This is a genomic window from Streptomyces polyrhachis, assembly GCF_042663125.1.
GTDB classification, from domain to species: Bacteria; Actinomycetota; Actinomycetes; order Streptomycetales; family Streptomycetaceae; genus Streptomyces; species Streptomyces polyrhachii.
In genome coordinates this window covers 221,683-234,253 of sequence record NZ_JBHSZO010000001.1, presented here as the reverse complement: position 1 = coordinate 234,253, position 12,571 = coordinate 221,683, and the positions used below count along the sequence as shown (strand labels likewise).

11 protein-coding genes and 1 riboswitch are annotated in these 12,571 nt (G+C 69.9%); of the genes, 10 read left to right on the top strand and 1 reads right to left on the bottom strand.

The annotated features are described in order from the left end of the window. Positions 1-162 precede the first annotated feature (162 nt). From ctaC to ACFQLX_RS01015, 4 genes are all read left to right on the top strand, one after another. Positions 163-1,119: an aa3-type cytochrome oxidase subunit II gene (gene ctaC, locus ACFQLX_RS01030; RefSeq protein WP_386410608.1), complete on the top strand. Its 957-nt coding sequence runs from the start codon at positions 163-165 to the stop codon at positions 1,117-1,119. After that, entirely contained in the window at positions 1,116-2,852 is a 1,737-nt protein-coding gene (gene ctaD, locus ACFQLX_RS01025) for an aa3-type cytochrome oxidase subunit I (RefSeq protein WP_386410605.1), read from the top strand. Before ctaC ends, ctaD begins: the two co-directional genes overlap by 4 nt. Further along, positions 2,849-3,247 (top strand): cytochrome c oxidase subunit 4, encoded by a 399-nt coding sequence (locus ACFQLX_RS01020; RefSeq protein WP_386410602.1) that lies wholly within the window; start codon positions 2,849-2,851, stop codon positions 3,245-3,247. The genes ctaD and ACFQLX_RS01020 overlap by 4 nt, the downstream gene beginning before the upstream one ends. A gap of 148 nt (positions 3,248-3,395) precedes the next feature. After that, positions 3,396-4,658 carry a L,D-transpeptidase gene (locus ACFQLX_RS01015; RefSeq protein WP_386410599.1) on the top strand — a complete coding sequence of 421 codons (1,263 nt, stop codon included), beginning with the start codon at positions 3,396-3,398 and terminating at the stop codon, positions 4,656-4,658. A gap of 11 nt (positions 4,659-4,669) precedes the next feature. On the opposite strand, the gene ACFQLX_RS01010 is transcribed toward ACFQLX_RS01015, so the two are convergent. Next, positions 4,670-5,092, bottom strand: a complete 423-nt coding sequence (locus ACFQLX_RS01010) for a hypothetical protein (RefSeq protein WP_386410596.1) — start codon at positions 5,090-5,092, stop codon at positions 4,670-4,672. Between the two features lie 289 nt (positions 5,093-5,381). On the opposite strand from ACFQLX_RS01010, the gene ctaE reads away from it, so the two are divergent. The 6 genes from ctaE (at position 5,382) to ACFQLX_RS00980 (ending at position 12,564) form a co-directional block, all read left to right on the top strand. After that, positions 5,382-6,002, top strand: coding sequence for an aa3-type cytochrome oxidase subunit III (gene ctaE, locus ACFQLX_RS01005; RefSeq protein ID WP_386410593.1), 621 nt, complete (start codon positions 5,382-5,384; stop codon positions 6,000-6,002). A 67-nt stretch (positions 6,003-6,069) separates the two neighbouring features. Further along, the gene (qcrC, locus tag ACFQLX_RS01000; RefSeq protein WP_386410591.1) at positions 6,070-6,885 is read left to right on the top strand and encodes a cytochrome bc1 complex diheme cytochrome c subunit; all 816 of its coding nucleotides are present in this window, start codon (positions 6,070-6,072) and stop codon (positions 6,883-6,885) included. Between the two features lie 20 nt (positions 6,886-6,905). Further along, a complete protein-coding gene (gene qcrA / locus ACFQLX_RS00995; protein WP_386410589.1) occupies positions 6,906-7,958 on the top strand; it encodes a cytochrome bc1 complex Rieske iron-sulfur subunit in 1,053 nt (350 codons plus the stop codon). Between the two features lie 2 nt (positions 7,959-7,960). Then, complete coding sequence (gene qcrB / locus ACFQLX_RS00990; protein WP_386410586.1) at positions 7,961-9,595, top strand: cytochrome bc1 complex cytochrome b subunit; 1,635 nt, start codon at positions 7,961-7,963, stop codon at positions 9,593-9,595. A gap of 213 nt (positions 9,596-9,808) precedes the next feature. Continuing rightward, positions 9,809-10,861, top strand: coding sequence for an anthranilate phosphoribosyltransferase (gene trpD / locus ACFQLX_RS00985; protein ID WP_386410584.1), 1,053 nt, complete (start codon positions 9,809-9,811; stop codon positions 10,859-10,861). Positions 10,862-10,991: 130 nt separating this feature from the next. Further along, positions 10,992-11,109, top strand: a riboswitch (SAM riboswitch). A 42-nt stretch (positions 11,110-11,151) separates the two neighbouring features. Next, complete coding sequence (locus tag ACFQLX_RS00980; protein ID WP_386410582.1) at positions 11,152-12,564, top strand: aminotransferase class V-fold PLP-dependent enzyme; 1,413 nt, start codon at positions 11,152-11,154, stop codon at positions 12,562-12,564. The last annotated feature ends 7 nt before the right edge of the window (positions 12,565-12,571 follow it).

Here is a 12,571-nt window from a genome sequence, read left to right as displayed (position 1 = left end):
CACCCCTTCGGCGGCGTGGGGCCGCGTCAAGCCACCCTCCCCGAGCGGCACCAAATGCCGTCCAGTAGGGTTTGGTCCGCGTAAACATCCATACCCCTGCCCGCGCGAGCCCCCCGGAGACGAAGGGCGCGACGCGGGCCGCGACTCTCGGGAAGGCGCTACGTGAGTCCCAACGGCTCCGACCGCTCCTCGCGGCGCACCGTGCGGCGGAGGCTGCCGCAGGCGCTGGCTGCGGGCCTGGTCCTCGCAACCGCGACCGGTTGCTCATACACCTGGGAGGACTTCCCCCGACTCGGCCTGCCCACGCCGGTCACGGAGGAGGCGCCCACGATCCTCTCCCTGTGGCAGGGCTCGTGGGCGGCCGCGCTCGCGACCGGCGTGCTGGTCTGGGGCCTGATCGTGTGGAGCATGGTCTTCCACCGCCGGGGCCGCACCAAGGTGGAGGTCCCCGCCCAGACCCGGTACAACATGCCCATCGAGGCGCTGTACACGGTGGTCCCCCTCATCGTCGTCTCGGTGTTCTTCTACTTCACCGCCCGCGACGAGAGCAGGCTGCTGGAGACGGTCAAGAAGCCGCCGCACGTCATCAACGTGGTGGGCTACCAGTGGAGCTGGGGCTTCAACTACCTGAGCGACGTGGACCCGAAGAACCCGCCGAAGGAGATCGCGCAGCTTCCGCAGAAGCAGCTGGACGCGATTCCCCGCACCGGCACGGGCGGCGTCTACGACTACGGCATCCCCGGTGACAAGAACCCGGAGACCGGCAACCCGGGCCCGACCCTGTGGCTGCCGAAGGGCGAGCGGGTCCGCTTCGTGCTCACCTCGCGCGACGTCATCCACTCCTTCTGGGTCGTGCCGTTCCTGATGAAGCAGGACGTCATCCCCGGCCACACCAACTACTTCGAGGTCGTCCCCACCAAGGAGGGCACCTACTTCGGCAAGTGCGCCGAGCTGTGCGGCGTCGACCACTCCCGGATGCTCTTCAACGTGAAGATCGTCTCCCCGGAGCGCTACCGTGCGCACCTGAAGGAGCTGGCCGACAAGGGGCAGACCGGTTACATCCCCGCGGGCATCGCCCAGACGGAGAACGCCAGGAACGTGGAGCCCAAGAAGTCATGAGCATCCTCAACGAATCCCAGGGTGCCGCCGCGGCTGACGACTCGTACGAGAACGAGCTGCCCGTGCGCCCCAAGAGTCCCGGCAGCATCGTGGTGAAGTGGCTGACGACCACCGACCACAAGACGATCGGGACGATGTACCTGATCACCTCGTTCGTCTTCTTCATCATCGGCGGTGTGCTGGCGCTCTTCATGCGCGCCGAGCTGGCCCGTCCCGGCATGCAGATCATGTCGAACGAGCAGTTCAACCAGGCGTTCACGATGCACGGCACGATCATGCTGCTGATGTTCGCGACGCCCCTCTTCGCCGGCTTCGCGAACTGGATCATGCCGCTGCAGATCGGCGCGCCCGACGTGGCGTTCCCGCGGCTGAACATGTTCGCCTACTGGCTCTACCTCTTCGGCTCGACCATCGCGGTGGCCGGCTTCATCACCCCGCAGGGCGCGGCCGACTTCGGCTGGTTCGCCTACACCCCGCTGTCGGACGCGATCCGCTCGCCGGGCATGGGCGCCGACATGTGGATCATGGGTCTGGCGCTGTCGGGCTTCGGTACGATCCTCGGCTCGGTCAACTTCATCACCACGATCATCTGCATGCGCGCCCCCGGCATGACGATGTTCCGGATGCCGATCTTCTGCTGGAACGTGCTGCTGACCGGTGTGCTGGTGCTGCTGGCCTTCCCGGTGCTGGCCGCCGCGCTCTTCGCGTTGGAGGCCGACCGCAAGTTCGGGGCGCACATCTTCGATCCGGCCAACGGCGGGGCGCTGCTCTGGCAGCACCTGTTCTGGTTCTTCGGCCACCCCGAGGTGTACATCATCGCGCTGCCGTTCTTCGGCATCGTCTCGGAGATCATCCCGGTCTTCTCCCGCAAGCCGATGTTCGGCTACATCGGCCTGGTGGGCGCGACCATCGCGATCGCCGGCCTCTCGGTGACGGTGTGGGCGCACCACATGTACGTCACCGGCGCGGTCCTGCTGCCGTTCTTCTCCTTCATGACACTGCTGATCGCGGTGCCGACAGGGGTGAAGTTCTTCAACTGGATCGGCACCATGTGGAAGGGCTCGCTGTCCTTCGAGACGCCGATGCTCTGGACGATCGGCTTCCTGGTCACCTTCGTCTTCGGTGGCCTGACCGGCGTCATCCTGGCCTCGCCGCCGCTGGACTTCAGCGTCTCCGACTCGTACTTCGTGGTGGCGCACTTCCACTACGTCGTCTTCGGCACGGTCGTCTTCGCGATGTTCGCCGGCTTCCACTTCTGGTGGCCGAAGTTCACCGGCAAGATGCTCGACGAGCGCCTCGGCCAGATCACCTTCTGGCTGCTGTTCTGCGGCTTCCACGGCACGTTCCTCGTCCAGCACTGGCTGGGCGCCGAGGGCATGCCGCGGCGATACGCCGACTACCTGGCGGCCGACGGCTTCACCGCGCTGAACACCTTCTCCACGATCAGCTCGTTCGTACTGGGCGCCTCGATGCTGCCGTTCGTGTACAACGTCTGGAAGACCGCCAAGTACGGCAAGAAGGTCGACGTCGACGACCCGTGGGGCTACGGCCGCTCGCTGGAGTGGGCGACCTCCTGCCCGCCGCCGCGGCACAACTTCCTCACCCTGCCGCGTATCCGCTCCGAATCGCCGGCGTTCGACCTGCACCACCCGGAGCTCTCCCGCGACATGCTCGAGGGTGACGGCGGCCACGGTGCCGCCGCCCTCTCCGGTGGAAAGGAGGCCGGCAAGTGAAGATCCAGGGGCACATGTTCAACTGGCTCGCGGGCTTCATCCTGCTCGTGGCCGTCGTCTACGGTGTCTGGTCCAAGGAGCCGGCGGGTACCACCGCCCTCTTCATGGCCTTCGCGCTGGCGCTGATGATCGGGTACTACCTGGTCTTCACCGCCCGCCGGGTGGACACCGGAGCGCAGGACAACAAGGCCGCCGACGTCGCCGACGACGCGGGTGAGCTGGGCTTCTTCAGCCCGCACTCCTGGCAGCCGCTGGCGCTCGGCTTCGGTGGCGCCCTCGCGTTCCTGGGCATCGCGATCGGCTGGTGGCTGGTCTTCTTCGCCCTGCCGTTCATCCTCCTGGGCGTCTTCGGCTGGGTCTTCGAGTACTACCGCGGAGCCGATCAGAACCAGTGACCACCGCCGGCGCCCCCGGGCCGCAGGGCCAGGGGACACGCCGTCGGGTAGCGCAGAAGGGGAGGCCCTCCACCCATCCGGGTGGAGGGCCTCCCCTTTCGGGTCACTCGGAGGGCGGACATTAATGTGATTTACATAGTTTTCTTCTATGAGTCACACCCCCCGACGCCGCACGGCGCTGAGCTGCGCGATGCTGCTGGTTCCGCTCACGGCGGGGCTCGCCGCCTGCTCGCAGTCCTCGCATCCCCTGTCCACCAAGCCGTATGACGCCTCCCGCCAGGTCGCCCTCACCGGAGCGGCCGCCGACGGGGCCAAGGAGATCGACCCGGGCAAGCCGCTGGAGTTGAAGGCCACCGGCGAGGGCGGCCGGATCACCGACGTCATCGCCCGCGACGCGGGCGGGCGCTACCTGCGCGGCGAACTCACCGACGACGGCACCCGCTGGCGCTCCACCACCGCCCTGGCCGCCAACGCCGGCTACACGGTGCGGGTCACCACCGAGGACTCCTCGCAGGCCCAGGGGCGCCGGACGTTCTCCTTCCGCACCGGCGTCTACCAGGGCAAGGCCAAGCCCCTGAAGCTGAGTTTCGGCCCGGAGAAGGGCACCTACGGCGTGGGGCAGCCCCTCACGGTGAAGCTGGACCAGCCCGTCAAGGACCCCCGGCAGCGGGCCGTCGTCGAACGCGGTCTGCGCGTCAGCTCCACCCCCAAGGTCGAGGGCGCCTGGTACTGGGTCGACGACAAGCAACTCCACTACCGGCCCCGGGAGTACTGGCCGGCCCACTCCAAGGTGCGGCTGACGAGCAGCCTGGAGGGCATCAAGGTGCGCGAGGGGCTCTACGCCGGCGCCGCCCGGCCGCTGGAGCTGAACATCGGCGCCAAGGTCGTCGCGATCACGGACGCCTCCACCCACCAGATGAGCTTCTACCGCGACGACAAGCTCGTCAACGAGATCCCGGTGACCACGGGCAAGCCCGGCTTCGACACCCGCAACGGCAAGAAGGTCATCCTGGAGCAGCAGCAGAACGTCCGGATGACCGGCGCCAGCATCGGCGTCGGCGGCACCTCCGAGGACTACGACATGGACGTCTACTGGGCGACCCGCGTCACCTGGAGCGGCGAGTACGTGCACGCCGCCCCCTGGTCCGTCGGCTCCCAGGGCAGCGCCAACGTCAGCCACGGCTGCACCGGTATGTCGATGGGCAACGCCCAGTGGTTCTACGAGAACGTCCGCCCCGGCGACGTCGTCGAGGTCGTCAACAGCTCCGGCGAGGACATGGACCCCTTCGGCAACGGCTTCGGGGACTGGAACGTCTCCTGGGACGAATGGCGCGAGGGCAGCGTCCTGACCGCGGGATCGCGCGAGGGCCACACCCCCGGCGACACCTCCCGGCTGCGCCCGCAGCTCTGAGGAGCGGAGCGCTACGCGACGCCGGCGCCCAGGCGGGTACGGAGCAGCCCCGCCAGGGCGTCGGCCAGCGCCACCGGGTCCACCGGGTGCGCGACGGCCGCCTCCGCGCGGCTCCAGGTGGCGAGCCAGGCATCCTGCGGGCGGCCGATCAGCAGCAGCACCGGCGGCGCCTGGAAGACCTCGTCCTTCAACTGCCGCGCCACGCCCATGCCTCCGGCCGGCGTCGCCTCGCCGTCCAGCACGCAGACGTCGATGCCGCCCTTCTCCAACTCCGCGAGCACCGCGGGCAGCGTGGCGCACTCCACGTACTCGACGGGCGGCAGATCGGCCGCGGGCCGGCGGCCGGCCGCGAGGCGGACCTGCTCGCGGGTGTGGGCGTCGTCGCTGTAGACGAGCACGTGGAGCGCGGGGACCTGCGAGGCGGTCGGGGGCATCGTTCCTCCGGCGTAACTGGCGCTGGGCTGTACGTGAGTCGCACTGCGCTGCAGGGGCGGGCACGCGGCCCGGATCCCCTGCCGGAGCAGAGCCTACTGCCCGGAGACACGCCGGGAGGAGCCTTCGTACCAAGGAAGATCGCGCCAGGGGCGAGCCCGCGGCGCCGTCCCCCTACCCGGCGGCCACCCTTGCGGGTGACGCCCGTTGAGGCGTACGGGGTACCTGGTCGGGGGTCCGACACTCCATTTGGCACCCCCCGAAGTGAGGCGCGGATAAGCGACCGACATAATGTCGGACGTGGCGACAGCAACTGCAGTAGATACCGGGCACGCGCACCCGTCGGTCAACCGACCGAACCTCACCAGCGTCGGAACCATCATCTGGTTGAGTTCCGAGCTGATGTTCTTCGCGGCCCTCTTCGCGATGTACTTCACCCTGCGATCGGTGATGGGGGCCGAGTACTGGCACTCCCAGACCGAGCATCTGAACGTCCCGTTCTCGCTCGGCAACACGATCATCCTCGTGCTCTCCTCCCTCACGTGCCAGATGGGCGTCTTCGCCGCCGAGCGCGGCGACGTGAAGAAGCTGCGCACCTGGTTCTCGATCACCTTCGTGATGGGTGCGATCTTCATCGGCGGTCAGGTGACCGAATACGTCGAGCTGGTCAAGCACGCGGGCATCTCGCTCTCGTCCGGCCCGTACGGCTCGGTGTTCTACCTGACCACCGGCTTCCACGGCCTGCACGTGACGGGTGGCCTCATCGCCTTCCTGCTCGTGCTCGGCAGGACGTACGCGGCCAAGAGGTTCACGCACCACCAGGCCACCGCGGCGATCGTCGTGTCCTACTACTGGCACTTCGTCGACGTGGTCTGGATCGGCCTCTTCGCCACGATCTACTTGATCAAGTAACCGGCCCGGCCGGACGCATACGCACCGAAGCACATCGACGTACAGAGATCCTGACACCGGGGTAGACGTGAAAAAGCTCTCCGCACGACGGCGCCATCCGCTGGCAGCGCTGCTCGTCCTACTCATCGCGCTGGCGGCCACCGGGGGGCTGTACGCCACGTTCGCACCCGCGGGCACGGCCCAGGCCCAGGGTGAGACCAGTACGCAGGCCCAGAAGATCGAGGAGGGCAAGAAGCTCTTCGCGGTCGGCTGCGCCAGCTGCCACGGCACCGGGGGTGCCGGCACCTCCGACGGGCCGAGCCTGGTCGGAGTCGGCGCCGCAGCCGTGGACTTCCAGGTCGGTACCGGCCGGATGCCGCTGCAGCAGCCCGGCGCCCAGGCGCCCCGCAAGCCGCGGATGTACAACGACGACGAGATCGAGGCCATGGCCGCGTTCGTCGCCTCGCTGGGCCCCGGCCCGGCCATCCCGGAGGCGAAGGAGTACGACCCCGCCGGGGGGGACATCCCCAACGGCGGCGACCTCTTCCGCACCAACTGCGCGCAGTGCCACAACTTCACCGGCAAGGGCGGCGCCCTCACGGACGGCAAGTACGCGCCCTCGCTGCAGGGCGTCTCGCCCAAGCACATCTACGAGGCCATGGAGACCGGCCCGCAGAACATGCCCTCCTTCCCGCACACGGTGCTGCCGTCCAAGGACAAGCAGGACATCGTCGCGTTCCTGGAGGACGTCAACGGTCCCGACGCCCCCACCGAGGGCGGCTTCGACCTCGGCGGTCTCGGCCCGGTCGCGGAGGGCCTCTTCGGCTGGATCTTCGGCCTCGGCGCGATGGTCGTCGTCGCCGTCTGGGTCGCCGCGCACACCGCAAAGGCCAAGAAGTCATGAGTAGCGGATCAGAGAACGAGATGTCTGCTGAACATCAGCCAGAAGAGCACAGCGCTCAGGGAGCCCACGGCTCGGTAGCCGTCGCCGCGGACGGGAAGGACCCCTTCGCCGACCCCGGCCTGCCGCCGCACGAGCCCCGCAAGCAGGACATCGACGAGCGGGCCGCCCAGCGCTCCGAGCGCACGGTGGCGTTCCTGTTCGTCCTGTCGATGCTGTCGACGATCGGCTTCATCGCGAGCTTCGTCGCCTTCCCGATCGACGAGCTGCACTACGTCTGGCCGCTGGGCAACGTCAGCATCCTGCACCTGATGCTCGGCGTGACCATGGGCATCGCGCTCTTCTGCATCGGCGCGGGCGCCGTGCTGTGGGCCCGTACGCTCATGTCGGATGTCGAACTGGTGGACCAGCGCCACCCGATCGCCGCCGAGGAGGACGTCCGCGCCAAGGTCATGGCCGACTTCAAGCAGGGCGCGGAGGAGTCCGGCTTCGGCCGGCGCAAGCTGCTGCGCACCACCCTGTTCGGCGCGCTGGCCATGGTGCCGCTCACCGGTGTCATGCTGCTGCGCGACCTCGGCCCGCTGCCGAAGGACAAGCTCCGCCACACGATGTGGAAGAAGGGGGAGCGGCTGGTCAACATCAACACCGACGAGCCGCTGAAGCCCGAGGACATCATCGTCGGCTCGCTCTCCTTCGCCAAGCCGGAGAGCCTGAAGAACGACGCGCACGACTTCAACAACCAGATCGCCAAGGCCGCGCTGATGATCGTGCGCATCCAGCCGAAGGAGATCAAGGACGCCCGCTCCGCCGAGTGGGGCCACGACGGCATCCTGGTCTACTCCAAGATCTGCACCCACGTCGGCTGCCCGGTCAGCCTCTACGAGCAGCAGACGCACCACGCGCTGTGCCCGTGCCACCAGTCGACCTTCGACCTCGCGGACGGCGCGCGGGTGATCTTCGGCCCCGCCGGCCACCCCCTGCCGCAGCTGCGGATCGACGTGGACGACGAGGGTTACCTCACGGCGCTCGGTGACTTCACCGAGCCGGTCGGCCCGAGCTTCTTCGAGCGGGGATGAGCATGTCAACGACGACTACGACCGACAGCCGCCGCGGCAAGGCGCCCGCCGGCGAGCGCATCGCCGACTGGGCGGACGGCCGGCTGGGCATCTACGGCCTGGCCAAGGCCAACATGCGCAAGATCTTCCCGGACCACTGGTCCTTCATGCTGGGCGAGATCTGCCTCTACACCTTCATCATCGTCATCCTCACGGGTGTCTACCTGACGCTGTTCTTCCACCCGTCGATGGCCGAGGTGGAGTACCACGGCGCCTACGAGCCGATGCACGGCATCAACATGACCGAGGCGTACGCCTCGACGCTGGACATCACCTTCGAGGTCCGCGGCGGTCTGCTGATCCGGCAGATCCACCACTGGGGCGCGCTGATCTTCGTCGCCGCCATGGCGATCCACATGATGCGCGTCTTCTTCACCGGCGCCTTCCGCAAGCCGCGCGAGGTCAACTGGCTCTTCGGCTTCTCGCTGCTGGTCCTGGGCTGCATCGCCGGCTTCACCGGCTACTCGCTCCCCGACGACCTGCTCTCCGGCACCGGTGTCCGCTTCATGGAGGGCGCGATCCTCGCGGTGCCGCTGGTCGGCACGTACATCGCGATGTTCCTGTACGGCGGGGAGTTCCCGGGCACGGACGTGATCCCGCGGTTCTTCTCCATCCACGTGCTGCTGGTCCCCGGCATCATGCTCGGCCTGCTGGTCGCGCACCTGATCCTGGTCTTCTACCACAAGCACACCCAGTTCGCCGGGCCCGGCCGCACCAACGACAACGTCGTCGGCATGCCGCTCCTCCCGGTCTACATCGCCAAGGCCGGCGGCTTCTTCTTCCTGGTCTTCGGTGTGGTCGCCTTCATCGCGGGCACCACGTCGATCAACCCGATCTGGGTCATGGGCCCCTACCGCCCCGACCAGGTCTCCACCGGCGCCCAGCCCGACTGGTACATGGGCTTCTCCGAGGGCATGATCCGCGCGATGCCCGCCTGGGAGTGGGACTTCTGGGGCCACACCATCAACTTCGGTGTGTTCATCCCGCTGCTCCTGGTCGGTGTCCTGCCGGTGCTGCTCGCCTTCTACCCGTTCTACGAGTCGTGGCTGACCGGCGACAAGCGCGAGCACAACATCGCCCAGCGCCCGCGCGACGTGCCCAGCCGCACCGCCTTCGGCGTGGCGTGGATGAGCGCGTACGTGGTGCTGATGATCGCCGGCGGCAACGACCTGTGGGCCACGCACTTCCACCTGTCGATCAACGCGATCACCTGGTTCGTGCGTATCGGGTTCTTCGTGATCCCGGTCATCACCTACGTCATCACCAAGCGGATCTGCCTGGGCCTGCAGCGCCGGGACCGCGACAAGGTGCTGCACGGCCGCGAGACCGGCATCATCAAGCGCCTGCCGCACGGTGAGTTCATCGAGGTGCACGAGCCGCTGTCGGCGGGCGAGCGCTACAAGCTGACGGCGCACGAGCAGTACCAGCCGCTGGAAGCCGGTCCGACGGTCGACGACAACGGCGTGGTGCGCAAGCCCAAGCTGCTGGAGCGGCTGCGGGTGAAGCTCTCGCAGCACGCCTTCGGCCCGGAGGGCCAGATCGCCAAGCCCACCGCCGCCGAGTACGAGGAGATCACCTCGGGTCACGGGCACCACTGACCCGGTCGGATCCCCGACTGCCGCACCGAGCGGGCCCCGTTCCTCCCCCCCGGGGAGGGCCGGGGCCCGCTCGCGTGCGCCCGGGTCGTTCCCCGGGGAGGAGCGGGGTTTCGAGGAATGGGCACGGGGCACACGCGTGCGCGCCGCGCGGATAGGCTGCGCAGGCACGACCGAGCCGCGCCGCCGGGCGCACGAGCACAGGAGGGACCCCGCATGAGCGCTGCCACACCGGCCGGAGGCACTCGCACCTGGCCCGACCTGCTCAGTGCGCTGCTGGACGGGCGGGACCTCGGTGCCGACGACACCGCCTGGGCGATGGACCGCGTGATGCGCGGCGAGGCCACCAACGCGCAGATCGCCGGCTTCGCGGTGGCCCTGCGCGCCAAGGGCGAGACCACCGCCGAGATGACGGGCCTGGTGCGCGCCATGTACGCGCACGCCCGGGTGATCGACGTCCCCGGCCCGACGGTCGACATCGTCGGCACCGGCGGCGACCGGGCCCGTACGGTCAACATCTCCACCATGTCCGCGATCGTCGTGGCGGGCGTCGGCGCCAAGGTCGTCAAGCACGGCAACCGGGCCGCCTCCTCCGCCTCGGGCGCCTCCGACGTGCTGGAAAAGCTCGGCGTCAACCTGGAGTTGACTCCGCAGCGGGTGGTGGAGGTCGCCGAGGAGGCGGGCATCACCTTCTGCTTCGCGGTGAGGTTCCACCCCGCGCTGCGCCACGTCGCCCAGGCGCGCAAGGAGCTGGGGGTGGCCACCCCCTTCAACTTCCTCGGCCCGCTGACCAATCCCGCGCGGGTGCGGGCCCAGGCGACCGGCGTCGCCGACGCCCGGATGGCGCCGATCATGGCCGGGGTGCTGGCCGAGCGGGGCTCCTCGGCGCTGGTCTTCCGCGGCGACGACGGCCTCGACGAGCTGACGACCACCGCCACCTCCCGGGTCTGGACGGTCCGCGACGGCACGGTCGCTGAAAGCTCCTTCGACCCGCGCGACCTCGGCATCCCGCTGGTGGACGTCGCGGCGCTGCGGGGCGCGGACGCCTCGTACAACGCGGACGTGGCCCGGCGGCTGCTGGCGGGGGAGAGCGGCCCGGTACGGGACGCGGTGCTGCTCAACTCGGCCGCCGCGCTCACCGCCCTGGACCTGACGGACGCCCCCCTGGAGGAGCAGCTCGCGGCCGGGATGGTGCGGGCGGCCGAGTCGATCGACTCCGGATCCGCCCAGCGGACGCTGGAGCGCTGGGTGGCGGCCAGCAACAGCTGAGAGGTCCCAAGCGGCAGGCGTACGAGGGGCGTTGCCCACCCGGGGCGGCGCCCCTGCGCGCGGCTGCGGCATCCCACGGAGCGGACAACCGTCTTGCGATCCGGCGGGCGCGTGGGCATACTCCTGACCAGGTCACGAGTGACAGCGATTCAGGCCCCGGCCCGCTGTCCGGCAACCCTCCGTCCGTGGCGGGGTGCCCCGGGTGATGACCGGGCCGCAGGCAGCAAGGCCTGCGGCAAGCGCGGACCCCTCGCACGCCAGGGGTCCTGGTCGTCGAGGGAGATCCCGTCATGTCCGTGCACAGCGCCGTCGCCGTTCCCACTGCACTCGCTGCACCCGCTGCACCCGCCACCGCGCCCGCCGCCTGCGACGCCCCGTTGCCCGTGCTGGGCGACGAGGTGCGCGTCCCGCTCGCCGGCGGCGGCGAGGCCCTCTACGCCGCCCTGGACTACGCCGCCAGCGCCCCGGCGCTGCGCCGCGTCTGGGACGAGGTGGCCGCCTACGCCCCGTACTACGGCAGCGTGCACCGCGGGGCCGGGCACCTCTCGCAGCTCTCCACCGAGCTCTTCGAGTCCAGCCGCGCCACCGTCGCCGGCTTCCTCGGCTGCCGCGAGGACGACCAGGTGGTCTTCACCCGCTCCACCACCGACTCGCTCAACCTGCTGGCAGCCGTACTGCCGCCCCGCACCCGGGTGTTCGTCTTCGAGACCGAGCACCACGCCGCCCTGCTGCCCTGGGAGCGCCGCGCGGACACCGAGGTGGTCTACCTCGACGCGCCGCGCTCGCCGGGCGAGGCGGTCGGCCGGCTGGAGGCGGCGCTGGCGACACGCGCGGCCGGCGCCCCGGCGCTGGTCTGCGTGACCGGCGCCTCCAACGTCACCGGCGAGGTCTGGCCCGTACGTCAACTCGCCGCCGCCGCGCACCGCCACGGCGCCCGGATCGTGCTGGACGCCGCCCAGCTCGCCCCGCACCGCCCGGTGGACCTCGCCGCCTGGGACGTGGACTGGGTGGCCTTCTCCGGCCACAAGCTCTACGCGCCCTTCGGCACCGGCGTCCTGGCCGGACGCGCGGACTGGCTGCGCAGCGCCGAGCCGTACCTGGCGGGCGGCGGCGCCAGCCGCAGCGTGGCGCGCCGCGCGGGCGGCGGCGTCTCGGTGGAGTGGCACACCACGGCAGCCCGCCACGAGGCCGGCTCGCCCAACGTGATCGGCGCCTACGCCGTCGCCGCCGCCTGCAAGGCGCTCACCGAGGCCGGCTTCGAGGCGCTGGTGGCCCGCGAGGCCCGGCTGCTGGCCCGGCTGCGCGGCGGTCTGGCCGCGATCGAGGGGGTGCGCGTGCTCTCCCTCTTCGGCGAGGACTCCGACCGGGTGGGCGTGCTCTCCCTCACCGTCGAGGGCTGGGACAGCTCGGCACTGGCCCGGGCGCTCTCCGCCGAGTACGGCATCGGGGTGCGCGACGGGCTCTTCTGCGCCCACCCGCTGGTACGGACCCTGCTGGACGCCCCGGGCGACGAGCCGGCCGACTGCGAGGCCCCCCCTGCTCCCCCTGCCGACACAGCCGACACAGTCGACACGGACACCGCGGCCGACCCCGCCGGACGCCCGCTGCACGCGCTGCGGGTGAGCTTCGGCGCGGGCACGCCGGACGAGCACGTCGAGCGCTTCCTGACCGCGGTGGGCGAGCTGGTCGCCCGGGTGCGGTGAGGGGCGG

Excerpts from the sequence above, each read along its gene's own strand:
- ACFQLX_RS01010 (WP_386410596.1), bottom strand. The coding sequence starts at position 5,092 with ATGCCCCCGACCGCCTCGCAGGTCCCCGCGCTCCACGTGCTCGTCTAC.
- qcrA (WP_386410589.1), top strand. The coding sequence starts at position 6,906 with ATGTCTGCTGAACATCAGCCAGAAGAGCACAGCGCTCAGGGAGCCCAC.
- trpD (WP_386410584.1), top strand. The coding sequence starts at position 9,809 with ATGAGCGCTGCCACACCGGCCGGAGGCACTCGCACCTGGCCCGACCTG.
- qcrB (WP_386410586.1), top strand. The coding sequence starts at position 7,961 with ATGTCAACGACGACTACGACCGACAGCCGCCGCGGCAAGGCGCCCGCC.
- ACFQLX_RS00980 (WP_386410582.1), top strand. The coding sequence starts at position 11,152 with ATGTCCGTGCACAGCGCCGTCGCCGTTCCCACTGCACTCGCTGCACCC.
- ctaD (WP_386410605.1), top strand. The coding sequence starts at position 1,116 with ATGAGCATCCTCAACGAATCCCAGGGTGCCGCCGCGGCTGACGACTCG.
- ctaE (WP_386410593.1), top strand. The coding sequence starts at position 5,382 with ATGTCGGACGTGGCGACAGCAACTGCAGTAGATACCGGGCACGCGCAC.
- ACFQLX_RS01015 (WP_386410599.1), top strand. The coding sequence starts at position 3,396 with ATGAGTCACACCCCCCGACGCCGCACGGCGCTGAGCTGCGCGATGCTG.